Consider the following 23,797-nt stretch of genomic DNA (forward strand, 5'->3'; position numbering starts at 1 on the left):
AGGAAAGGGTTATGAGCACGAAAATCATCAGCCTGGTGTCCATCGGCGCCCACCCGACTTCCGGTCGACCACGACGTGCGGAGCAGGATGCGCGGGCGGTGGAACTGGGCTTGCAGCTGGCTGGGGATAACTTGCAGGTGCTGCACGCCGGCGACATCGCCGAACCGGCCTTGCGCGCTTACCTGGGCATGGGGCTGGAACAATTGCATGTGCTGGAACAACCGCAAGGCGCCGATGCGCTACCGGCCTTGACCGCGTATTTGCGCGATGCCGGCGCTCAGGTCGTTTTGACCGGTAGCCAGGCCGAAACCGGGGAAGGCTCGGGCATGCTGCCGTTCCTGCTGGCCGAAGGCCTTGGCTGGCCGCTGGTAGTGGGGTTGGCGCAGGTCGAGTCCATCGACGGCGGGTCGGCATTGGTGCTGCAGGCGTTGCCGCGCGGTCAGCGGCGGCGCCTGAAGGTTCGCTTGCCGTTTCTCGCCACTGTGGATAACGCCGCGCCCAAGCCCCGGCAGAGTGCCTTCGGCCCGGCCCGGCGTGGGGTATTGCAGGCCAAGGACGTGGAAATCGTCGACGATGAGTTGCTCGCGGTCGCCTCCCTGCAACCGGCCAAGCCACGCCCAAAACGCTTGAAGGTGATCAAGGCCAAAAGCGGCGCGGACCGCATGAAAGCCGCAACGGCGAAAGCCAGTGGCGGTGGGGGACAAGTGCTCAAGGGCGTAACGGCGCAAGCTGGGGCCGAAGCAATTCTCAAGTTGCTGATAGAAGAAGGTGTGGTCCGCTAGCGGTCAGTTTTGGGGGCAGGTCAATGGCAGTAGAATTTCGTCCGGCAGTGCGCGCGGACGCGCGCGAGATTGCGCGTTTGTTCCAGATTTCATCGGAGGGGGCTTCGGATTACATCTGGAGCCAGATAGCAGAACCCGGGCAGGATCTGCTGGACGTCGGAGCCCTGCGCTACGCCCGTGACGATGTGGATTTCTCTTGGCAGAACTGCCTGATCGCCGAAGCCGAAGGTGAAGTCATTGGCATGCTGCACAGCTACGTGATGCGTCACGATCCTTTCGCAGCGCCAGTGACCGACCCGGTGCTGGCGCCGTACGCCAGGATGGAAATCCCCGACACCCTGTATATTTCCAGCCTGGCGCTGCATGAAGGCTGGCGCAATCAGGGCCTGGGCAAGCAGTTCCTGGCCTACGCCTACGACCGCGCCAACCGGCTCGGGCTCAATGGCCTGAGCCTGATCGACTATGCCGCGAACACCGGTGCCCGAAGGTTCTATGAGCGCCATGGTTTTCGTGTTGTCGATACCTGCCAGATCACGCCGCACCCGATGATTCGTGTCACGGGTGAGGCCTATTTGATGTATCGGCCTTAGCGGTTTCCCGGGTGGAGGGGGGACCCTAGCAGAACTGATAGTGTTGGCTTTATCGGAGGTTTGTTAGGGTACTGAACAGTTGGTACCCGCCTTCTCGAGACCAGCCGTTCAGAACCAGGCATCTCATTGCGGGTTATCAGGTCTCACCAAGGACGCAACTGATGCCTATCGCCCGAAAGCCCCAACCTGCAAAACTCTTGTCCGCAGTGGATGCGCGGGCCCACCGAACCCTACTGCTCGCCAGCGATCTGCAACAAAGCGTATTGGCCGAACTGGATCGCAGCGGGCCGAACCCCTTCGCCTATTCCCCCTATGGTTTGCAACGCGCCCTCCGACGGGCGGGAACGCATCTGGGCTTTAATGGGCAGTTAAAGGAAGGTGCTACTGGTTGGTATCACTTGGGCAATGGCCATCGGGTCTATAGTCCGGTGCTGATGCGGTTTCACAGTCCGGATCGGTTGAGTCCGTTCGGCAAAGGGGGATTGAATGCGTACGCGTATTGCTCCGGCTCCCCCGTTAATCGCGTCGATCCAAGCGGAAGATCTTGGCTGGCACTTCTTGGAAACGCTGTGGGTTCATTGTTGAACACCATTTTTGCCGGAGCGGCGATCAACAGGGCTGCCGCGGCAATCGTGGCAGGCAGGCCTCAGGCCATGATTACGCGTATTGGCAATACCATGAGTTTTTGGGGCGGCGCCTCAGGTGTCCCGTCACGTGCAGTGGGAGTACCCGCGGCTATGGTCGCGCGAATGCCTGACACCGGTTTGTCGCTGGGTTCGAATCTGGGTGTCATTGGCGGTCAGGTGCTTACGGGGGCAGGTGCACTCCTACAGAATCGCGGCATCACCCAGACATGGATGACGACGGCAGCCAGTAATGGGCAGTCGAGATGGCGCGTGCTATGGGAGGCAACGAAGGAAGCCAGTGGATGGAACCTGCTGCGGGGGCAAGCACCGGGTCAGGTCCCGGGCAGGGCTGCCAACACGCCTATGGAGGTCGTTACAGTAGAGCCTCGGCGGTCGAATCCCGCAGTTCAAGGTCAGCAGATTAGAGGCGTAAACAGCACAGACTTGTGAGCTATAGTTTTTCTGTGCGCTGCTACAGGGGCAGGGGGGCTTTGCGACGTTCAGCGCTTACTCATAAAACTCGTTTTTATGAATGGGTTGAATATGAAGGCTTTCAGTCGGGCGTTGGCGCTCCTTGCGCTAATGTCTGCGAGTTTGATGGCAGCCCCCCAGGCAAAGTCTCCAACGGTCGATTTTTATCATTGGGTCGAGTCTGCACAAGGGCAAAAAGCATCCATTGCACAGCTAAGGCAGCAGTGTGAAAACGTACTGGATGCCGAGAAAAACCTGAGTTGTTCCATATCCGTTATCGCCAGGATTTTCGAGGCTAAAGCCGCCAAAGAATTGCCTGATTACTACCTCGCGATCAAGCGTAAACACGCTCAGGCCATAGAGGCCGATCAAGAGCTGAAGGCATTGTTCTCGATGTTCGGTAACCAGTCGCTTGCGACCCTGAGGGCGACCGGCGATTTCACGGTGAAAAGAACTTCACGCCGCCAAGTGCTCAGGACTCATCCATATTCCAGTGACCATTTCATTGCCGAAGAGGTGCTGCCCTTCATCGATGTCGACGCGGCCAATGGTCATTCCGCACGTTTTGTCCTCGACACTGGCGCTCCGCAAACCCGGGTCAATGCCGAAACGGCCAGGCTGATGGGGATCAAGTTGTTAACCGACTCCCACTACGCCTACAGCACGTTCTATGGTGAGAAAGATCTGTCTGCCCGGCTCGGGATTCTTGATTCCTTGAAAGTGGGCGATAGCGAGTTTCGCAATGTGTTGGTGTTTGTCAGTGATCGGGACAATTTGCTGGGGCTGGACCTGATCAGCAAGCTGGGGCGACTTAAAATCACCCGCAAAACCCTGGTGCTCAATCCCGTGCCTACCGCGCAATGTGACTCACCGATCGCCTACACCCGCATGGATCTCAATCAGCGCCTGACGATCGCTGTACGGCTGGATAACAGGGCCACGCTGGCGATAGTCGACACCGGCAATGTCGATTACCTGACATCCGCCTCACCTGGCGATCGGGTCAATGTCGTGATGACCCCTGGTAACTCACCGATCGACGCAGCGCACAAGCAGCGCTACCAAACCTTCAAGGGCATGTTGAATTTGCCGGGCGGTGCCATGGCGATCACCTACAGGTTTTATCCTGGCTTCACCATCCCGCCTTCGTGGGTGCAGGGGCAGTACGTGCCTTCGATTTTGCTGGGCTGGCGTGCGTTTAACGATTTTGAATTGAACCTCGACATCGACGCTGGGCGCTCATGCTTCAACAAGGTTTGACGTGTTTACCCACAATCCCTGTTAGCGCTTCTGTGGATAACATGTTCGCCCCTCGCTGAAACCCATACGAACCGCGGCCTGCGAGGCTTAGATCAAATAATAACCAGCGTAAGTTACGGTTTTCCTGCGCTTTTTTATCAGGTGAAGGGCAATACTTGCCCCCAATCTCTGTTGGCGCTTCTGTGGATAAGATGTTCGCTTACCGCTGGGGGCCTTATAAATAGCGGTGTTCAGGCTTCTGGTTGAAAATTGATCAATTCCAGGTTTTTAACGCTTATACCGTGCGCAAACCCTGAAAACTCGCGGCTTTCAGCGTTTTTCCACAGAGGCGTAATACTTGCCCCCAAAGTCTGTTGGCGTTTCTGTGGATAAGGTGTTCGCCATCCTCTGCAGGCCATGTAATCCGCGCTCTTTGGAGGGTTGGTCAATAAATGATCAGTTGTTATGAAATACCCGGGTTCTGGATAAGTCACGGATTTTCTTTGGTTTGTGTGGAAAAAGTTTTCGACATTTCCACAGTTGTCCCCATTCGCTGTGGGTGGACGTGTGGATAACTTGTTTGCGGAAGGCTGGGAGCTGCGGAAGGCATAGCTCTGTACGGAATAGATCATATTTCGTACAGATCTATGTGAAAGAGAGTGCCGGGCGATGGGAGGGTGTGTTGGGCGCCTTCGCGAGCGAGCTCGGCCCCACATAGTGCTGTGTTGCAACTGATACATAATTAATACCATACATGAGCAGCGAAGGCATGATGTGTATTCTTCATCGCGAACTGTCATTTATGACAGGTGCGAATTTTCGTTTGTTTGATTAGGGTTGATCTTTACTTCTCGCTTCGGAAGATGCCATGAAAAGTACAGATGACAACTCGGAACCGGCCAGCTCTTTTAGTTTAAATAATTGGATGACAGATATTCATTCCTATGTGAAGGACTATCGCTTGTGTCAGCTGAGTTTGCCTGGTGCGCATAATGCAGGAATGGATACGGATATTACAGATAACGATAGTTATGATGCGTGTCAGGATCACCCAATATACCATCAGCTTGAAAGTGGTGTACGGGCTCTGGATCTAAGGATCAATTGGTACTCAGGTACTCCTGGCGGTTTTTTTGATAAATTCATTACCGTTCACGGAGGGTCTGGCAGAAAACTTGGGTATATATTGAATGAAGTGGTGAAGTTTCTCGAGGAGCACCCAGGTGAGATTGTGGTGTTGGATGTTCATGCACTCGAACCGGGGGGGAATGCTGAAATCCCCTATAAACAACTTTATGAAGCCTTGGTGTCCAATTATCACAAATACCTGTTGCCGTTTTCTGCAAGCGGTTTGACCCTTGCGCAAATAAAAGAGCGACACCCGGGGCCTCGTATGGTTTTCGCAGTGCGTAACTTATTATGGATTACCCCGGAGCCATATCGAGATCGTAGCTTGTTTTGGGATAAAATTGGACACCGGTGGATTGATCAGAATGTGGTGAGCACTGACGAACTGAAGAAGTATATTGGTGGTGTCATAAATGATCCTCCGCCCGCGGAAGAGTTATGGACAACATCGGCAGTAGCTTTTAGTCTTTTTGGCGGGCCGCTAGATATAATTTCAGATCTTAAGGCATGGTACCCGGCAAACGGTGATTGGCAGGCAAAAAGTAATATTATAAACTTTGACTGGTGTACACGTTCAAATTCGGACATGGTACGTCAATGTGTTGAGAGCAATAAGATAAAAAAACCTCGCCCTGTACTTGAGATCACAAGTCCAGTCAATGGAGGATTTGTGGACGACGAATGGGTTGTGGTTCGGGGGACCGGGAAGGCTGGGGCCCTCGTGTATCTCTACGAGAGTGGTCGCGAACATCCTAGTTATGGTAATGGTTCGGTTGACGCCGCTACGCATGCATGGGAAATACGGACTAACATCATCCCTAGGGGAGCCTTCAATCTGACCTGCATTCAGATATTAAACGATAAAAAATCAAGGTGGGCTGAAACAGTAGCATTTACGCACGGCCCGCGTCCTGCGCCTGTTCTCCGTCTTCCAGTTGCTGGAACGGTTACGCAAACAGCCAGGCCGTTGATGAGAGGCACCGCTGCAGAAAACGGCGCGACTGTTCGAGTCTATGTGGGTGACGAAGTTTATGGTACGGCTACTGCGGAGCTTTACGGGTCTTGGGAGATCATGCCAACAAAGGATCTTCCTTTGGGGTACAAGTCGTTGATATTTGATCAGGTTGTCAATGGTCAAGTATCTTCCCGTTCACAGTCTACTTTTATTACCGTGGCAGATAAACCAAGTAAGCCGACACTAAAAAGTACTTTGATCGGGCCTGGTTGGGTAGAGATCTATCTCGATAGATATGACGATATCGCCAACTATACTTATTCTCTAAATGGTGGGCCTAGGGTAACCTTTTACAGTGGCTCGTATACATTTAATGGCTTGGTGTTGGGGGAAACCTATTATGCAGAAGTCTTTTCTACTAACGAGCAAGGTGTCGATTCTGATGTTGCAACCTTTCCGCTAAACTATATTGCGGAAATTCCAGCGCCTACTAATTTTCACGTGATATCGAATGAGGGGCGGTCCGTTACGATGGGTTGGAATGCTCCCGCTCCTGTAGCGGGACTGGAGTTGGCTGGCTATAGTTTTGGTCCCTCTGGAGTTGGAAATCATCATGTTGTTAACCCAGTAGGGACATTCGATAACCTTATTGCGTATTGGCCAACAGAGATGCAAGTTCGAGCTAGGTACCAGCGTGAACTTGTATCAGAGTGGGTAAGCCTGGTGGTTTTTCCGAAGCCTTGACAGATGCCTGGAGAATATAGGTGATGGATGAGCGCATGGACCCCAATGGCCAAAGTCATTCACACTAAAATATCTGCTACCGGCCATCTACGAATGGCCGGTGGCATTTACTCCTCATTCTAGCCCTGAACGGGCACGCCCTTTAAATACGGAGCAGGCTCGGCCCCAAGGTTGCTCAGCAAGCGCTCGCTGTACCAATCCACGAAGTTCACCACGCCGAACTCGTAGGTATTGGAGTACGGGCCAGGCTGGTACGCGGTGGAGTTGATGCCACGCTGGTTCTCTTCGGCCAGGCGACGATCCTGGTCGTTGGTGGCGTCCCAGACCTGGCGCATGCGCTCCACGTCGTAGTCCACGCCTTCAACGGCATCCTTGTGCACGATCCACTTGGTGGTGACCATGGTTTCCTGGGCGCTGATCGGCCACACGGTGAACACGATGATGTGGTCGCCCATGCAGTGGTTCCACGAGTGTGGCAGGTGCAGGATGCGCATCGAGCCCAGGTCCGGGTTCTTGATGCGGCCCATGAGCTTGGCGCAGCCTTGTTTGCCGTCCAGGGTCATCGACACGGTGCCCTTGAGCAGCGGCATGCGCACGATGCGGTTACGCAGGCCGAAGCTGGCGTGGGCGTAAGGGATCTTCTCGGCTTCCCAGGCAGCGGCAGAGGCGGCCACGTGGTCCTTGAACGCCTGGTCGGCGCGCGGGTCGGTGACGTCGTCCCATTCCAGCAGGGTTTTCAGCAGTTCCGGGTGCGACGCGTTGCAGTGGTAGCACTCGCGGTTGTTTTCCAGCACGAGCTTCCAGTTGGCTTTCTCCATCAAGGTGGTGGTGATTGCCACCTTGGTGTTTTCCATGTCGTACGGTTCCATGTAATGGCTGAGCGTCGACAGGAAGTCATCGATGGCCGGCGGGTTCTCCGCCAGGCTGATGAAGATGTAGCCACCGGCGGTCTTCACGTTCACCGGCTTGAGGCCGTATTGCTTCATGTCGAAGTCGGCGCCCATTTCGGTGCCGGCGAACAGCAGGCGACCGTCGAGCTCGTAGGTCCACTGGTGGTAGTGGCAGACCAGCTTGGCAACCTTGCCTTTTTCACTGGTGCACAGGCGCGAACCACGGTGGCGGCAGACGTTATGGAAGGCATGCACCACGCCATCGGCGCCACGGATCACGATGATCGGGTTCTTGCCCACTTGCAGGGTCAGGTAGTTGCCCTTGGTCGGGATTTCGCAGGTCATGCCGGCGATCAACCACTCTTTCTGGAAAATCTCCTGCATGTCGATATCAAACAGGCGCTCGTCAGAGTAAAACGGCTGCGGCAGCGAGAAGGTGCGCTCGCGCTCTTGCAGCATCTGTGCGGTGGCCTTGCGTGCGGGTTCCAGCGGATCGCCCAGGCTCAGAGTAGTAGTGACGTCCATCGTTTAATCCTCAAGGCCATCTGCGTGGCCGGCGAAAGTGGCTAATCAGGTGTACTGCTAAGGGTTGCTACGCAAGGTGTAAAGATTGTGTCTTGGTATGGGGCGAGTGTGGGGCCGGCGCTGGCCAGAACCTTATCCATGGGCGACATGGTGCAATCTGTTCCCGACGCGCAAGCCCCGGTCGTTGGGGGCTGGTCGCGATAAGCATGTGAATGTCGCAGATAGGTAAATGGGTGTTTCGCGCTATACGCAGAATCGCCAACATGAAGGCCGACAGTCGGCCGTGGAGATCAGCATGTCCAACAGCTTCCTGAACCCGGTAACCACCCAGACCTGGGCCAATGGTCGGCACATCGTCCGGTGTGTCAAAGTCATCCAGGAAACCTGGGATGTGCGCACCTTCTGTTTTATGGCCGACCAGCCGATCATGTTCTTCTTCAAGCCCGGGCAGTTTGTCACCCTGGAGCTGGAAATCGAAGGCCAGCCGATCATGCGGTCGTACACCATTTCCAGCTCACCGTCGGTGCCGTACAGCTTTTCGGTAACCATCAAGCGGGTGCCGGGCGGCAAGGTGTCCAACTGGCTGCACGACACCCTGCACGAAGGCCAGGAGCTGGCGGTGCACGGGCCGGTCGGGCTGTTCAATGCCATGGACTTCACTGCGCCAAAGGTGCTTTACCTCAGTGGCGGCGTCGGCATCACGCCGGTCATGTCCATGGCGCGCTGGTTCTACGACACCAACGGCAATGTCGACATGGTGTTTATCCACAGCGCCCGTTCGCCCAAGGACATCATTTACCACCGCGAGCTGGAGCACATGGCGTCGCGGATCGAGAATTTCAGCCTGCACCTGATCTGCGAGAAGCACGGCATGGGCGAGCCCTGGGCCGGTTATCGCGGTTACCTCAACCACCGAATGCTTGAATTGATGGCGCCGGATTTCCTTGAACGGGAAGTGTTCTGCTGCGGCCCGACACCGTACATGAATGCGGTCAAGCGCCTGCTGGAAGCTGCTGGCTTCGACATGAAGCGTTATCACGAGGAATCCTTCGGCGCGACGCCGCCAGAGGCGCGTGCCGACGCGGTGGAACATGCCGAACAAGCGGCCGAAGCCCCGGAAGTCGACGTGGCGGATCTGCACCAGGTGGAGTTCATCTCGTCCGGCAAGAGCATTCGCGTGGCGCCTGGCGAAACCGTGCATGCGGCGGCGGCCAAGGTCGGTTTGCTGATTCCCAAAGCCTGCGGCATGGGTATTTGCGGTACCTGCAAGGTGCTGAAACTGGGCGGGGAGGTGGAGATGGAGCACAACGGCGGGATCACCGAGGAAGACGAAGCCGAAGGGTACATCCTGTCGTGCTGCAGCGTGCCTAAGGGCGATGTGCGCATCGAGTTTTGATAGACGCTGTAGAAACCTGTGGGAGCGAGCCTTGTGGCGAGGGGATTTATCCCCGTTGGACTGCGCAGCAGTCCCATTTTTAGGGGCCGCTTCGCGACCCAACGGGGATAAATCCCCTCGCCACAAGGCTCGCTCCAACAAGGGGTTGTGTGAGCCCGTGTTTTAGTGGGACATCACTTCCCGAATGTCCCGCGCCAATTCCCGTACGCGCTCTTCTTCGGTGTCCCACGAGCACATGAAGCGTGCGCCGCCGTTGCCGATGAAGGTGTAGAACCGCCAGCCCTTGGCGGTCAGCGCAGCGATAGCCGGTTCCGACAGTTGCAGGAACACGCCGTTGGCCTGCACCGGGAACATCAATTCCACGCCAGGAATGTCGCTGACCAGTTCGGCCAGCAATTGCGCGCAGCGGTTGGCATGGTTGGCGTATTTGAGCCAGGCGTCGTTTTCCAGGATGCCGACCCACGGCGCCGACAGGAAGCGCATCTTTGAAGCAAGCTGCCCAGCCTGTTTGCAGCGGTAATCGAAGTCTTCAGCCAACTTGTGGTTGAAGAACAGAATTGCCTCACCCACCGCCATGCCGTTTTTCGTGCCGCCGAAGCACAGCACGTCGACGCCGGCCTTCCAGGTCAGGTCCGCTGGCGTGCACCCGAGGAACGCGCAGGCGTTGGAGAATCGCGCGCCGTCCATGTGCAGGTTCAGGCCCAGCTCCTTGCAGGTGGCGCTGATGGCGCGGATTTCGTCGGGGGTGTAGACGCTGCCGACTTCGGTGGCCTGGGTCAGGGTCACGACGCGGGGTTTGGGGTAGTGGATGTCCTGGCGCTTGAGGGCGATTTCGCGGATCGAATCCGGCGTCAGCTTGCCGTTTTCGGTGCGGGCGATCAGCAGTTTGGAGCCGTTGGAGAAGAATTCCGGTGCGCCGCATTCGTCGGTTTCGACGTGGGCTGTTTCCGAGCAGATCACGCTGTGGTAACTCTGGCACAGCGACGACAGGGCCAGCGAGTTGGCGGCGGTGCCGTTGAAGGCGAAGAACACTTCGCAGTCGGTTTCGAACAGTTTGCGGAAATGGTCGGACGCGCGGGCGGTCCACTCGTCGTCACCGTAAGCGCGCTGGTGGCCATGGTTGGCCTGTTCCATGGCAGCCCAGGCTTCAGGGCAAATGCCGGAATAGTTGTCGCTGGCGAATTGTTGGCTCTTATCGGTCATGGCCTGCTTCCGTGGTCGAGGCGCTTATGGTGAAGCGTCTCGTGGTCGATGATGGTGCGCACTTTACCGAAGATCGTCCGGGGTACGCACAGGATGTAACTGTCAGAACATTACAAGGATGTGGGGCAATTATGCACATGGCTACACACTTAAATCAGCGCGACCGTGCACTGGATCTGCTCAAGTGGCTGGCGCTGCTGAGCATGGTGCTTGATCACCTGCGATATGTCGGTTACTCCGCCGATTGGCTGTATGTGCCGGGGCGTCTGGCGTTCCCGTGGTTCTGCCTGGCGATGGCGGCCAATCTGGCGCGCAAGCCGGCGGTGGCGACCAACGGACACTGGCGCTATCTGGGCTGGTTGTTGATGTTTAGCGCCGTGAGTGAAATACCCTACCGAATGTTCATTCCCAACCCCGACACGTTGAACGTGATGCCCACGCTGGCACTCGGTCTGTTGGTGGTGCGGGGCTGGCAGGACCGGACTCTGCCGGCGCGACTGTTGGCGGTCGGCGCCGTCGTGCTGGCGGCACTGTTTGCGCGACAGCTGATGTTCGGGTTTTTCGGCGTGATGTTGCCGCTGGCAATGCTGCTGGTGATCCGGCGACCCTGGTATTTCGCCCTGTTGCCGGGACTGGTGTGTCTGGCGGCCAATCAATGGCAGGTGCTGTATTACTCCGTTCGACTGGGTAATCACGTGGCCATGGCGGCTGTCGTTACTTGTCTGATTGCGCCATGGCTGGGGGTGTTCCTGTTGCGACATGCCCAGGGCGTAAAACCACCGCCGATGCGGCGCTGGGCGTATGCGCTGTATCCCGTGCATTTCCTGGTGTTGCTGGCACTGCGACAGGCCATCGCCTGACCCTGTAGGAGTGAGCCTGCTCGCGATGGCGGCGGGCCAGCCGACATCAATGTTGAATGTGAGGCCGCTATCGCGAGCAGGCTCGCTCCCACAGGGATCTGTGGAGGATCAAAGGTCATGTACGGCATGCCATTTCCCGCCATGTCGTAAACGCACCTTTGCGTGGCGCGCGTAGGCATTTGACGACTCCAAGCCGGTCATACCATCGCTATCAAAGGGCACTGCCGAAAAGCCAGTGCCTCACCGAGACGAATGGCGCACCGCCGCCGCTGGGAGAGACGCGATGTTCAGCAAGCAAGACCAGATCAAGGGTTACGACGATGCACTGCTGGCGGCGATGAATGCCGAGGAGCAACGCCAGGAAGATCACATCGAACTGATCGCGTCGGAGAACTACACCAGCAAACGTGTGATGGAAGCGCAAGGCAGCGGCCTGACCAACAAATACGCCGAAGGCTATCCAGGCAAGCGTTACTACGGTGGCTGCGAGCACGTGGACAAGGTTGAAGCCCTGGCCATCGAACGCGCCAAGCAACTGTTCGGCGCCGATTACGCCAACGTGCAGCCGCACTCCGGTTCCTCTGCCAACAGCGCCGTGTACCTGGCCCTGCTGCAAGCCGGCGACACCATCCTGGGCATGAGCCTGGCCCATGGCGGTCACTTGACCCACGGTGCCAAGGTTTCGTCCTCCGGCAAGCTGTACAACGCCGTACAGTACGGCATCGACACCGACACCGGCCTGATCAACTACGACGAAGTCGAACGCCTGGCAGTCGAGCACAAGCCGAAAATGATCGTTGCCGGTTTCTCGGCCTACTCCAAGACTCTGGACTTCCCGCGCTTCCGTCAGATCGCTGACAAAGTCGGTGCGCTGCTGTTCGTCGACATGGCCCACGTGGCTGGTCTGGTCGCTGCCGGCCTGTACCCGAATCCGCTGCCGTACGCCGACGTGGTCACCACCACCACCCACAAGACCCTGCGCGGTCCACGTGGCGGCCTGATCCTGGCCAAGTCCAACGAAGAGATCGAGAAGAAGCTCAACGCCGCGGTATTCCCTGGTGCCCAAGGCGGCCCGCTGATGCACGTCATTGCCGGTAAGGCAGTGTGCTTCAAGGAAGCGCTGGAGCCAGGCTTCAAGGCTTATCAGCAACAAGTGATCGACAACGCCCAGGCCATGGCCGGCGTGTTTATCAAACGCGGCTACGATGTAGTGTCCGGCGGCACCGATAACCACCTGTTCCTGGTCAGCCTGATCCGTCAGGGCCTGACCGGTAAAGAGGCGGACGCAGCACTCGGTCGCGCCCACATCACCGTGAACAAGAACGCTGTCCCGAACGATCCACAGTCGCCGTTCGTGACCTCCGGCCTGCGCATCGGCACCCCGGCGGTCACCACTCGCGGCTTCAAGGTGACCCAGTGCGTCGAGTTGGCCGGCTGGATCTGCGACATCCTCGACAACCTCGGCGATGCCGATGTCGAGGCCAATGTCGCCCAGCAAGTATCGGCCCTGTGCGCGGACTTCCCGGTTTATCGCTGAGTGCGGTTTTGGAGTAAATGACTATGCAACGCTACTCAGGCTTCGGCCTCTTCAAACACTCCCTCAGCCACCATGAAAACTGGCAGCGCATGTGGCGCACGCCGACCCCGAAAAAGGTCTACGACGTGGTCATCGTCGGCGGTGGCGGGCATGGTCTGGCGACCGCCTACTACCTGGCCAAGGAACACGGCATCACCAACGTGGCCGTGGTCGAGAAAGGCTGGCTGGGCGGCGGTAACACCGCGCGCAACACCACCATCGTGCGCTCCAACTACCTGTGGGACGAGTCGGCGCACCTGTACGAACACGCGATGAAACTGTGGGAAGGCCTGTCCCAGGACCTCAACTACAACGTGATGTTCTCCCAGCGCGGCGTCTACAACCTGTGCCACACCCTGCAGGACATTCGTGATTCCGAGCGTCGGGTCAGCGCCAACCGCCTCAATGGCGTGGACGGCGAGCTGCTCGATGCCAAGCAAGTGGCCGACGAGATCCCGTACCTCGACTGCTCCAAGAACACCCGCTACCCAGTAATGGGCGCGACCGTCCAGCGTCGCGGCGGCGTGGCCCGTCACGATGCCGTGGCCTGGGGCTTTGCCCGTGCCGCCGACGCATTGGGCGTGGACCTGATCCAGCAGACCGAAGTGATCGGTTTCCGCAAGGAAAACGGCGTGTGCATCGGCGTGGAAACCAACAAGGGCTTCATCGGTGGCAAGCGCGTCGGCGTAGTGACCGCCGGTAACTCCGGGCACATGGCCAAGCTCGCCGGTTTCCGTCTGCCGATCGAATCCCACCCGCTGCAAGCGCTGGTGTCCGAGCCGATCAAGCCGATCATCGACAGCGTGATCATGTCTAACGCCGTACACGGTTACATCAGCCAGTCCGACAAGGGCGACCTGGTAATCGGCGCCGGTATCGACGGCTACAACGGCTACGGCCAGCGTGGTTCGTATCCGGTGATCGAGCACACCATCCAGGCCATCGTCGAGATGTTCCCGGTCCTGTCCCGCGTACGCATGAACCGTCAGTGGGGCGGCATCGTCGACACCACGCCGGATGCGTGCCCGATCATTTCGAAAACCCCGGTGCCGAACATGTTCTTCAACTGCGGTTGGGGCACCGGTGGCTTCAAGGCAACACCTGGCTCGGGCAACGTGTTTGCCGCCAGCCTGGCCAAGGGTGAAATGCACCCATTGGCTGCACCTTTCTCCATCGACCGTTTCCACAACGGTGCGTTGATCGATGAACACGGCGCTGCTGCGGTTGCCCACTAACAGGAGAAATCCCCATGTTGCATATCTTCTGTCCTCACTGCGGCGAACTGCGCTCCGAAGAGGAATTCCACGCATCCGGCCAGGCGCACATCCCGCGCCCACTGGACCCCAACAGCTGCACCGATGAGGAGTGGGGCGACTACATGTTCTTCCGCGATAACCCTCGCGGCCTGCACCACGAGCTGTGGGATCACGTCGCCGGTTGCCGCCAGTACTTCAACGTCACCCGCGACACCGTGACCTACGAGATTCTCGAAACCTACAAGATCGGCACCAAGCCACAATTCACCGACAAGACCGATAGCCCGAAAGCGGCCAGCACGGCTCTGGGAGAGAAGGTATGAGCCAGATCAATCGCCTGTCCAACGGCGGACGGATCGACCGCAACAAAGTCCTGACGTTCACCTTCAACGGCCAGAGCTACAAAGGCTTCGAAGGCGATTCGCTGGCCGCTGCACTGCTGGCCAACGGCGTCGACATCATCGGTCGCAGCTTCAAGTATTCCCGCCCGCGCGGCATCTTCGCCGCTGGTGCCGAAGAGCCGAACGCAGTGCTGCAGATCGGCGCCACTGAAGCCACGCAGATCCCGAACGTACGCGCCACGCAACAAGCGCTGTACCAGGGCCTGGTCGCCACCAGCACCAACGGCTGGCCAAACGTGAACAACGACATGATGGGGATTCTCGGCAAGGTCGGCGGCAAGCTGATGCCACCGGGCTTCTACTACAAAACCTTCATGTACCCGCAATCGTTCTGGATGACTTACGAGAAGTACATTCGTAAGGCTGCAGGTCTTGGCCGCTCGCCGACCGAGAACGATCCGGACACCTACGACTACATGAACCAGCACTGCGACGTGCTGATCGTCGGCGCCGGCCCTGCAGGCCTGGCCGCTGCATTGGCGGCTGCGCGTAGCGGTGCCCGGGTGATCCTGGCTGATGAGCAGGAAGAGTTCGGCGGCAGCCTGCTCGACTCCCGCGAAAGCCTCGACGGCAAGCCTGCCGTGGAATGGGTCGCCAGCGTCATCGCCGAGCTGAAGAACACCCCGGACGTGTTGCTGTTGCCGCGCGCCACGGTCAACGGCTACCACGACCACAACTTCCTGACCATTCACGAGCGCCTGACCGATCACCTCGGCGACCGCGCGCCGATTGGCCAGGTGCGCCAGCGCATCCACCGTGTTCGCGCCAAGCGTGTAGTGCTGGCGACCGGCGCTCACGAGCGTCCACTGGTCTACGGCAACAACGACGTGCCGGGCAACATGCTGGCTGGCGCTGTCTCGACTTACGTGCGCCGTTACGGCGTGGCACCGGGCAAGAAGCTGGTGCTGTCGACCAACAACGACCACGCCTACCGCGTTGCCCTGGATTGGCTCGACGCCAGCCTGCAAGTGGTGGCGATCGCCGACGCCCGCAGCAACCCGCGTGGTGCGCTGGTGGAAGAAGCACGCGCCAAGGGCATTCGCATTCTCACCGGCAGCGCCGTGATCGAGGCCCGTGGCAGCAAGCACGTGACCGCTGCCCGCGTTGCAGCCATCGATGTCAAAGGCCACAAAGTCACCAGCCCTGGCGAGTGGCTCGAGTGCGACATCGTCGCCAGCTCCGGCGGCTACAGCCCGGTGGTACACCTGGCTTCGCACCTGGGCGGCAAGCCGATCTGGCGTGAAGACATCCTCGGTTTCGTACCGGGCGAAGCTCCGCAGAAACGCGTGTGCGTCGGTGGCATCAACGGCGTCTACGGCCTCGGCGACTCCCTGGCCGATGGTTTTGAAGGTGGCGTGCGCGCTGCCAGCGAAGCCGGTTTCGGTGCGGTCGAAGCGACCTTGCCAAAAGCCCTGGCCCGTCTGGAAGAGCCGACTTTGGCGCTGTTCCAGGTGCCGCACGAAAAGAACACCGCACGGGCGCCGAAGCAATTCGTCGACCTGCAGAACGACGTCACCGCCGCCGCCATCGAACTGGCGACCCGCGAAGGCTTCGAGTCGGTAGAGCACGTAAAACGCTACACCGCGCTGGGCTTCGGCACCGATCAGGGCAAGCTGGGTAACGTAAACGGTTTGGCTATCGCTGCCCGTTCGCTGAACGTGACCATCCCGCAGATGGGCACCACCATGTTCCGTCCGAACTACACGCCGGTAACTTTCGGCGCGGTAGCTGGTCGTCACTGTGGGCACATTTTCGAGCCAGTGCGCTACACCGCCCTGCATCAGTGGCACCTGAAAAACGGCGCCGAGTTCGAAGATGTTGGCCAGTGGAAACGTCCATGGTATTTCCCGAAATCCGGTGAAGACATGCACGCGGCAGTCAAGCGCGAATGCAAAGCCGTGCGCGACAGCGTCGGCCTGCTGGACGCTTCGACCCTGGGCAAGATCGACATCCAGGGCCCGGATGCACGTGAGTTCCTCAACCGCATCTACACCAACGCCTGGACCAAGCTCGATGTGGGCAAGGCCCGCTACGGCCTGATGTGCAAAGAAGACGGCATGGTCTTTGACGACGGCGTAACTGCTTGTCTTGCCGACAACCACTTCGTGATGACCACCACCACCGGCGGCGCTGCACGCGTGCTGCAATGGCTGGAAATCTACTCGCAGACTGAATGGCCAGAGCTGAAGGTGTACTTCACGTCCGTGACCGATCACTGGGCAACCATGACCCTGTCCGGGCCGAACAGCCGTAAGCTGCTCAGCGAAGTCACCGACGCCGACCTGAGCAACGAAGCCTTCCCGTTCATGACCTGGAAAGAAGCCCTGGTCGGTGGTGTGCCGGCGCGGATTTTCCGGATTTCGTTTACCGGTGAGCTGTCGTACGAAGTCAACGTGCAAGCCGACTACGCCATGGGCGTGCTGGAAAAAATCGTCGACGCCGGCAAGAAGTACAACCTGACCCCGTACGGCACTGAAACCATGCACGTACTGCGGGCCGAGAAGGGCTTCATCATCGTAGGGCAAGACACTGACAGCTCGATGACCCCGGACGACCTGAACATGGGCTGGTGTGTCGGTCGAACCAAACCGTTCTCGTGGATCGGCTGGCGTGGCATGAACCGTGAAGACTGCGTGCGTGATCAGCGTAAGCAGCTGGTGGGCCTGAAGCCGATCGATCCGAACAAGTGGCTGCCGGAAGGTGCGCAACTGGTGTTCAACACCAAGCAGGCGATCCCGATGACCATGGTCGGTCACGTGACCTCCAGCTACCTGCACAACTCCCTGGGCTATTCGTTTGCCATGGGCGTGGTCAAGGGCGGCCTGAACCGCATGGGCGAACGTGTGTTCGCGCCACTGGCGGACGGCAGCGTGATCGAGGCGGAAATCGTTTCTTCGGTGTTCTTCGATCCGAAAGGCGAACGCCAGAACGTGTAATGGCCCAGGCCCTGTGGTGAGCCTGCCGACGCTTTCGCGAGCAGGCTCACTCCTACAGGTGATCGCGTAACCCTTGTAGGAGCGAGCCTGCTCGCGATGGCGGTAGTTCAGCCACCACAGGAACCAACAGAATTCAGGAAAGGTGCTTTATGACCGCAGCCAATGTTTACCAACAACGCCCAACCTCCGGGGCCAAGGCCGAGTCGTCGCTGCATCACGCCGACCTCGCCAGCCTGGTGGGCAAGGGTCGCAAGAGCGCCGGCGTGACCGTGCGCGAGAAAAAACTCCTCGGCCACCTGACCATCCGTGGCGATGGCCACGATGCCGCGTTCGCCGCGGGCGTACACAAGGCCCTGGGCATCGAATTGCCGGGCGCGCTGACCGTCATCGTCAAGGGCGAAACCAGCCTGCAATGGATGGGCCCGGATGAGTGGCTACTGATCGTGCCGACCGGTGAAGAATTCGCCGCCGAGCAAAAACTGCGCAAGGCGCTGGGCGACCTGCACATCCAGATCGTCAACGTCAGCGGTGGCCAGCAGATCCTCGAACTGAGCGGCCCGAACGTGCGCCAGGTGCTGATGAAATCCACCAGCTACGACGTGCACCCCAACAACTTCCCGGTGGGCAAGGCGGTCGGTACTGTGTTCGCCAAGTCGCAACTGGTGATCCGCCACACCGCCGAAGACACCTGGGAACTGCTGATCCGTCGCAGCTTCTCGGATTACTGGTGGTTGTGGTTGCAGGATGCTTCTGCCGAGTTCGGCCTTAGCGTTCAGGCTTGAGATCGCCTTCGCGGGCAAGTCGGTTCGCCGCCCGCTCGCTCCTACGGTTTTGTGTCGTTCGCGAATAATTTGGACGACGCGGACCTGTAGGAGCGAGGCTTGCCCGCGATCAACCGCGAAGCGGTTGTCAACAAATCGCACAGGAGTCACCGCACTATGAGCCGCGCCCCAGACACATGGATCCTGACCGCCGATTGCCCCAGTGTGCTCGGCACGGTGGACGCGGTGACCCGCTTTTTGTTCGAGCAGGGCTGCTACGTCACCGAACACCACTCTTTCGATGACCGCCTCTCGGGGCGTTTCTTCATTCGTGTGGAGTTCCGCCAGCCTGACGGCTTCGACGAGCAATCCTTTCGCGCAGGCCTTGCCGAGCGCGGTGCGGCCTTTGGCATGATTTTCGAGCTGACCCCGCCGCATCATCGCCCGAAAGTGGTGATCATGGTGTCCAAGGCCGATCACTGCCTCAACGATTTGCTCTACCGCCAACGCATCGGCCAGTTGTCGATGGACGTAGTCGCCGTGGTCTCCAACCACCCGGACCTCAAGCCGCTGGCCGACTGGCACCAGATCCCGTACTACCATTTCCCCCTGGACCCAAACGACAAGCCTTCACAGGAGCGTCAGGTCTTGCAGGTGATCGAAGAGTCCGGCGCCGAACTGGTGATCCTCGCCCGCTACATGCAGGTCCTGTCGCCGGAGCTGTGCCGCAAACTCGACGGCAGGGCGATCAACATCCACCACTCCCTGCTGCCGGGTTTCAAGGGTGCAAAACCCTACCACCAGGCCTACAACAAGGGCGTGAAACTGGTCGGTGCCACGGCGCACTACATCAACAACGATCTCGATGAGGGACCGATCATCGCCCAGGGCGTCGAGGTGGTGGATCACAGCCATTACCCGGAAGACCTGATCGCCAAGGGGCGCGATATCGAAGGGCTGACCCTGGCTCGAGCCGTTGGGTATCACATTGAGAGAAGAGTGTTTTTGAACGCCAACAGAACCGTCGTTCTTTAGATCGCCTTCGCTGGCAAGCCAGCTCCTACATTTGACCGCGATCCCCTGTAGGAGCTGGCTTGCCAGCGAAGAGGCCATAACAGGCAACACAAGAAAACCGAGCACTTAACGCGCTGCCTGCCTGGGCAACGCGGATCCATAAAAACAACAGCGAGGTGAAAGCATGTCTGGCAATCGTGGTGTGGTGTATCTCGGCGCTGGCAAGGTCGAAGTACAGAAAATCGACTATCCGAAAATGCAGGACCCGCGCGGCAGGAAGATTGAACACGCTGTCATCCTGCGTGTGGTTTCCACCAATATCTGTGGTTCCGACCAGCACATGGTGCGCGGTCGTACTACTGCGCAAACCGGCCTGGTGCTGGGTCACGAGATCACCGGTGAAGTGATCGAGAAGGGCCGCGACGTCGAAAACCTGCAAATCGGCGACCTGGTGTCCGTACCGTTCAACGTGGCTTGCGGGCGCTGCCGTTCCTGCAAGGAAATGCACACCGGCGTGTGCCTGAGCGTAAACCCGGCGCGTCCGGGCGGTGCCTACGGTTACGTCGACATGGGCGACTGGACCGGCGGCCAGGCTGAATACGCCATGGTGCCGTACGCCGACTTCAACCTGCTGAAACTGCCCGATCGCGATCGCGCGATGGCAAAAATCCGCGACCTGACCTGCCTCTCCGACATCCTGCCGACCGGCTACCACGGTGCCGTGACTGCAGGCGTTGGCCCGGGCAGTACCGTCTACATCGCCGGTGCCGGCCCGGTCGGCCTGGCGGCTGCCGCTTCCGCTCGCCTGCTGGGCGCGGCAGTGGTAATCGTCGGTGACGTCAACACCGTGCGCCTGGCCCACGCCAAGGCCCAGGGCTTCGAAATCGCCGACCTGTCCCTCGACACCCCACTGCACGAGCAAATCGCCGCGCTGCTGGGTGAACCGGAAGTGGATTGCGCCATCGACGCCGTAGGCTTCGAAGCCCGCGGCCACGGCCATGACGGCGTGAAGCACGAGGCTCCAGCCACCGTGCTCAACTCGTTGATGGGCGTGGTGCGTGTTGCCGGCAAAATCGGTATCCCGGGCCTCTACGTCACCGAAGATCCAGGTGCCGTCGACGCCGCCGCGAAAATGGGCAGCCTGAGCATCCGCTTCGGCCTGGGCTGGGCCAAATCCCACAGCTTCCACACCGGCCAGACCCCGGTGATGAAGTACAACCGCCAGCTGATGCAGGCGATCATGTGGGACCGCATCAACATTGCTGAGGTGGTGGGTGTGCAGGTGATCAGCCTGGATCAGGCGCCGGAAGGTTATGGTGAGTTTGATGCGGGTGTGCCGAAGAAGTTTGTGATTGATCCGCATAAGCTGTTTAGTGCGGCGTAGTGACCAATACCGGTTAGAAGGGCGGCCAGTCGGCCGCCTCTTTTTATTAAAAGCACAGCTAATGTCGAATTTTCTTTGCCCGTCCGGAAAAGGAAGTTTCCGGTTCGATTGCCGTATTTCGCTGAGGCGGCGAGGGGTATGCTAGATCAATATCGGTCTGGCTTATTGGATTGCGAATGTTTGGTGTGTTCATGTGGTGAAGCGATACAAAATAGCCAAGCTCATCTCTCAGCCCCTCCATAGTTTTGTTCTGTTGAGCAACTAATTGATGCATTTCCGCTATTGAGTTTTCATAGCGGGCCACAATGATTCTGCCGTCTTTTATTACTTCATGGGCGGCAGCGATAGAGTCTTGCTGCGATGCAATGGTTCGTTGTTGCGAGCTAATGGTTTTTTGCATTGATACGACAGTTTCTTGTAGTGCTGCGATCGTCTGGCTCTCTTGGGGTAAAGTGACAGGAGAACTGCTGACCCTTACCACTGGGCGCTGTGAGCTTTTCCTCATTACGCCGACGGAGCGCAGAAAGCTTTTTATCTTTCTGGAGGTATGCCCCTGAGGGTCTACCCTGTTCACCGGATCTCCCGCGCAATATGCATACGAGTTCAACCCACCCTCGCCAAACGGACTCCAACCGTCCGGGCTGTTAAACCGCATCAACATCGGGTTAAACGCCCGATAGCCATTCCCCAGCAAATACCACCCCGTCACCGGATCCGGCCGTTCGCCGTTGAAGCCGAGCAGGCTGAGCAAGCCGTTTTGCGCAGGGCGGTGCCCGTAGGGTGTGTAGGCGTGTGGATGAGGTCGGGTTGTGTCAAACACGTTCAACACCGAACGCTGCTGGTCGGTAACGAGCAAGCGGGTTTCCACGTTGCCGTCCTGGCGGTGTTGCTGTGCCAGTAACTGATCCTTGTGCTGCATGATTGATCGCTGCTCCGTGCCCTGAAGTTCGGTGGCCAGACGATCTTTCAGGTAGAAGCGCCGGGTACTGGATTGCGCCGAGGGGGTGCAATCGACCAAGCGATCCAGCGAATCATAGAGGTAGCGGCAGAGTAAGGTTTCGCGGTTGGGTTGCATGGGCAGGACTCCCTGACAAACTCTTTGAGTTCAGGGATTCACTGTCGCGCAACCTGCTGGGGCTGACTACTAACAGAACGGATAGCGTCACAACGCCATCATGGGTAAGCCCGAATCCCTGTAGGAGCGAGCCTGCTCGCGAAAAACGCAAGGGCAGCGCATTTCGCCAGAAAGCTCGCGTCATCGTTGACGTCCATCGCGAGCAGGCTCGCTCCTACAGGGGGAGGGTGGGAACAATGTTGGGGGTTACCAGTCCAATGGACATTATTCCGCCGCCCATTGCCGGGCGGTTTTCTCAGAGGATGTCTGGATGAAGTTTTCACGCGGTTTTGCACTGGCATCGCTCATGACCTTGGCGGTCAGCCCGGCCTTTGCCCAGTTCAGCCTGAGCGATGCGGCCAATGCCATTTCCGGCATGAACGGCGACAATGAAGCGACCGATACAGCGCCGACTGCGGAAACGGCGGACCTGCTGGGCGCGCTCACTCAATTGAACATCACGCCGCAACAAGCCGTCGGCGGCGCCGGGGCGATGCTCGGGTTGGCGAAGAATCAACTGAGTTCGACCGACTACTCGGAGCTGGCCAAAAGCGTGCCGGGGATCGACATGCTCTCGGGTGGGGGTGAGTTGGGGGCGCTCGCCGGGTTGCTCGGTTCGACCGGCAAGGCCGCAGGGCTGGATAACGCCCTGGGCAACGTCAAGGACACCAATGACCTGAACAACGCCTTCAGCGCCTTGGGCATGGACACCGGCATGATCGGGATGTTTACCCCGGTGATCCTGCAATACCTCGGTCAGCAAGGCGTCGGCGGCTCGCTGCTGAGCAGCCTGGGCAGCATCTGGGGCACAGGTACTGGGAACAGTATCGGCACTGGCATCGTCACGGGTAGCTGATTCAGCGACGCTCGGAGCGCAACGCGTCGATGCGCCGGTCCTTCTCGGTCCAGAGTTGGTTGACCCAGTTCTGGACTTTCTCGCGAAACAGCGGATCGTTTTCGTAGTCGCCCTGCCACAGCGCCGGGTCGAGTTCGCGGGTCTTGATGTCGATGATGACCCTCGGCACATTGCCGCTGATCAAGTCCCAGAACCCCGGAATCTTTTGCTGTGGATAAACCACGGTGACGTCGAGAATGGCATCCAGTTGTTCGCCCATCGCTGCCAGCACAAAGGCCACGCCACCGGCCTTGGGCCTGAGCAGGTGGGTGAAGGGTGATTGTTGCTGGGTGCTTTTGGCGGTGGTGTAGCGAGTGCCTTCCAGATAGTTGACCACGGTCACGGGCTGGCGCTTGAACAGTTCGCAGGCCTGTTTGGTGATCTCCAGATCCTTGCCGGCCAGTTCCGGGTTCTTCGCCAGAAAAGCCTTGGTGTAGCGCTTCATGAACGGGTAATCCAGCGCCCACCACGCCAGGCCCAGGAACGGCACCCAGATCAGCTCTTTCTTGAGGAAGAATTTGAAGAACGGCGTGCGCCGGTTCAGCGTCTGGATCAGCGCCGGGATATCGACCCAGGATTGATGGTTGCTGATCACCAGATACGAGGTGTCGGTGCGCAGATCGTCACCACCACGAATGTCCCACTGGGTGGGGATGCAAAAACGGAAGATCAGCTTGTCGATCTCGGCCCAGGTCTCGGCGATCCACATCACCGCCGATGAGGCGTAATCGCGAAAGCGACCGGGCAGGAGCAGTTTGAGCAGGGCAAACACCATCAATGGTCCGAACAGGACCAGGGTGTTGAGCAACAGCAGCAGGGTGACGAAACAGCCGGTGAGCAGGCGGCGCATAGGCAACTCTTGAAAGCGTGTGGGCGCGCCATGATAAGCAGCTTCGGGCGACAGGCCAAATCGTGGGGTGACGAATGTTTCACCTCTGGCGCGCTAATCTCCTGACACTGATCGTTCCCACGCTCTGCGTGGGAATGCGGCCCGGGACGCTCTGCGTCCCAAATCAAGAGCCGAACGCAGAGCGTCCGTTGAGGCATTCCC

The 23,797-nt window shown here is 58.7% G+C and carries 19 protein-coding genes; 15 read left to right on the forward strand and 4 right to left on the reverse strand.

Annotated elements, in window-relative coordinates; all coding sequences use genetic code 11:
• The first annotated feature begins 11 nt into the window (after window positions 1-11).
• From HFK74_RS03590 to HFK74_RS03610, 5 genes are all read left to right on the forward strand, one after another.
• Window positions 12-782, forward strand: coding sequence for an electron transfer flavoprotein subunit beta (locus HFK74_RS03590; RefSeq protein ID WP_180202370.1), 771 nt, complete (start codon window positions 12-14; stop codon window positions 780-782).
• A gap of 23 nt (window positions 783-805) precedes the next feature.
• The gene (locus HFK74_RS03595; protein ID WP_180202371.1) at window positions 806-1,372 is read left to right on the forward strand and encodes a GNAT family N-acetyltransferase; all 567 of its coding nucleotides are present in this window, start codon (window positions 806-808) and stop codon (window positions 1,370-1,372) included.
• A gap of 161 nt (window positions 1,373-1,533) precedes the next feature.
• Window positions 1,534-2,448: an RHS repeat-associated core domain-containing protein gene (locus HFK74_RS03600; protein ID WP_180202372.1), complete on the forward strand. Its 915-nt coding sequence runs from the start codon at window positions 1,534-1,536 to the stop codon at window positions 2,446-2,448.
• Between the two features lie 93 nt (window positions 2,449-2,541).
• Window positions 2,542-3,729, forward strand: a complete 1,188-nt coding sequence (locus tag HFK74_RS03605; RefSeq protein WP_257230242.1) for a retropepsin-like aspartic protease — start codon at window positions 2,542-2,544, stop codon at window positions 3,727-3,729.
• 847 nt (window positions 3,730-4,576) lie between these two features.
• Window positions 4,577-6,535, forward strand: coding sequence for a hypothetical protein (locus HFK74_RS03610; RefSeq protein WP_180202374.1), 1,959 nt, complete (start codon window positions 4,577-4,579; stop codon window positions 6,533-6,535).
• Window positions 6,536-6,654: 119 nt separating this feature from the next.
• Here the strand turns inward: HFK74_RS03610 and gbcA are convergent, their stop codons facing one another.
• Window positions 6,655-7,950 carry a glycine-betaine demethylase subunit GbcA gene (gene gbcA, locus HFK74_RS03615; protein ID WP_180202375.1) on the reverse strand — a complete coding sequence of 432 codons (1,296 nt, stop codon included), beginning with the start codon at window positions 7,948-7,950 and terminating at the stop codon, window positions 6,655-6,657.
• Window positions 7,951-8,245: 295 nt separating this feature from the next.
• Here gbcA and gbcB point away from each other — a divergent pair, with 295 nt between their 5' ends.
• Window positions 8,246-9,346 (forward strand): glycine-betaine demethylase subunit GbcB, encoded by a 1,101-nt coding sequence (gene gbcB / locus HFK74_RS03620; protein WP_180202376.1) that lies wholly within the window; start codon window positions 8,246-8,248, stop codon window positions 9,344-9,346.
• A gap of 162 nt (window positions 9,347-9,508) precedes the next feature.
• On the opposite strand, the gene HFK74_RS03625 is transcribed toward gbcB, so the two are convergent.
• Entirely contained in the window at window positions 9,509-10,549 is a 1,041-nt protein-coding gene (locus HFK74_RS03625; protein WP_008057114.1) for a low specificity L-threonine aldolase, read from the reverse strand.
• A gap of 131 nt (window positions 10,550-10,680) precedes the next feature.
• Between HFK74_RS03625 and HFK74_RS03630 the strand changes: the two genes are divergently transcribed.
• From HFK74_RS03630 to fdhA, 8 genes are all read left to right on the forward strand, one after another.
• Window positions 10,681-11,409, forward strand: coding sequence for a TraX family protein (locus HFK74_RS03630; RefSeq protein WP_180202377.1), 729 nt, complete (start codon window positions 10,681-10,683; stop codon window positions 11,407-11,409).
• A 283-nt stretch (window positions 11,410-11,692) separates the two neighbouring features.
• Window positions 11,693-12,946 (forward strand): serine hydroxymethyltransferase, encoded by a 1,254-nt coding sequence (gene glyA, locus HFK74_RS03635; protein ID WP_008057116.1) that lies wholly within the window; start codon window positions 11,693-11,695, stop codon window positions 12,944-12,946.
• Between the two features lie 23 nt (window positions 12,947-12,969).
• Window positions 12,970-14,220, forward strand: a complete 1,251-nt coding sequence (locus HFK74_RS03640) for a sarcosine oxidase subunit beta family protein (protein ID WP_180202378.1) — start codon at window positions 12,970-12,972, stop codon at window positions 14,218-14,220.
• A gap of 14 nt (window positions 14,221-14,234) precedes the next feature.
• A complete protein-coding gene (locus tag HFK74_RS03645; protein WP_007980417.1) occupies window positions 14,235-14,564 on the forward strand; it encodes a sarcosine oxidase subunit delta in 330 nt (109 codons plus the stop codon).
• Window positions 14,561-17,578, forward strand: a complete 3,018-nt coding sequence (locus HFK74_RS03650; protein WP_180202379.1) for a sarcosine oxidase subunit alpha — start codon at window positions 14,561-14,563, stop codon at window positions 17,576-17,578. The genes HFK74_RS03645 and HFK74_RS03650 overlap by 4 nt, the downstream gene beginning before the upstream one ends.
• 149 nt (window positions 17,579-17,727) lie before the next feature.
• The gene (locus tag HFK74_RS03655; protein WP_180202380.1) at window positions 17,728-18,360 is read left to right on the forward strand and encodes a sarcosine oxidase subunit gamma; all 633 of its coding nucleotides are present in this window, start codon (window positions 17,728-17,730) and stop codon (window positions 18,358-18,360) included.
• A 156-nt stretch (window positions 18,361-18,516) separates the two neighbouring features.
• Window positions 18,517-19,374, forward strand: a complete 858-nt coding sequence (gene purU / locus HFK74_RS03660) for a formyltetrahydrofolate deformylase (protein ID WP_008057128.1) — start codon at window positions 18,517-18,519, stop codon at window positions 19,372-19,374.
• A 163-nt stretch (window positions 19,375-19,537) separates the two neighbouring features.
• Window positions 19,538-20,737 (forward strand): formaldehyde dehydrogenase, glutathione-independent, encoded by a 1,200-nt coding sequence (gene fdhA, locus HFK74_RS03665; RefSeq protein WP_008057129.1) that lies wholly within the window; start codon window positions 19,538-19,540, stop codon window positions 20,735-20,737.
• Between the two features lie 58 nt (window positions 20,738-20,795).
• Here the strand turns inward: fdhA and HFK74_RS33050 are convergent, their stop codons facing one another.
• Window positions 20,796-21,812, reverse strand: a complete 1,017-nt coding sequence (locus HFK74_RS33050) for an RHS repeat-associated core domain-containing protein (protein ID WP_257230243.1) — start codon at window positions 21,810-21,812, stop codon at window positions 20,796-20,798.
• Window positions 21,813-22,122: 310 nt separating this feature from the next.
• Between HFK74_RS33050 and HFK74_RS03675 the strand changes: the two genes are divergently transcribed.
• Window positions 22,123-22,707 (forward strand): DUF2780 domain-containing protein, encoded by a 585-nt coding sequence (locus tag HFK74_RS03675; protein ID WP_180202381.1) that lies wholly within the window; start codon window positions 22,123-22,125, stop codon window positions 22,705-22,707.
• A 1-nt stretch (window position 22,708) separates the two neighbouring features.
• On the opposite strand, the gene HFK74_RS03680 is transcribed toward HFK74_RS03675, so the two are convergent.
• Window positions 22,709-23,596: an acyltransferase gene (locus HFK74_RS03680; protein WP_180202382.1), complete on the reverse strand. Its 888-nt coding sequence runs from the start codon at window positions 23,594-23,596 to the stop codon at window positions 22,709-22,711.
• Window positions 23,597-23,797 lie beyond the last annotated feature (201 nt).

Source organism: Pseudomonas sp. SbOxS1, assembly GCF_013416725.1.
Classification (GTDB): domain Bacteria; phylum Pseudomonadota; class Gammaproteobacteria; order Pseudomonadales; family Pseudomonadaceae; genus Aquipseudomonas.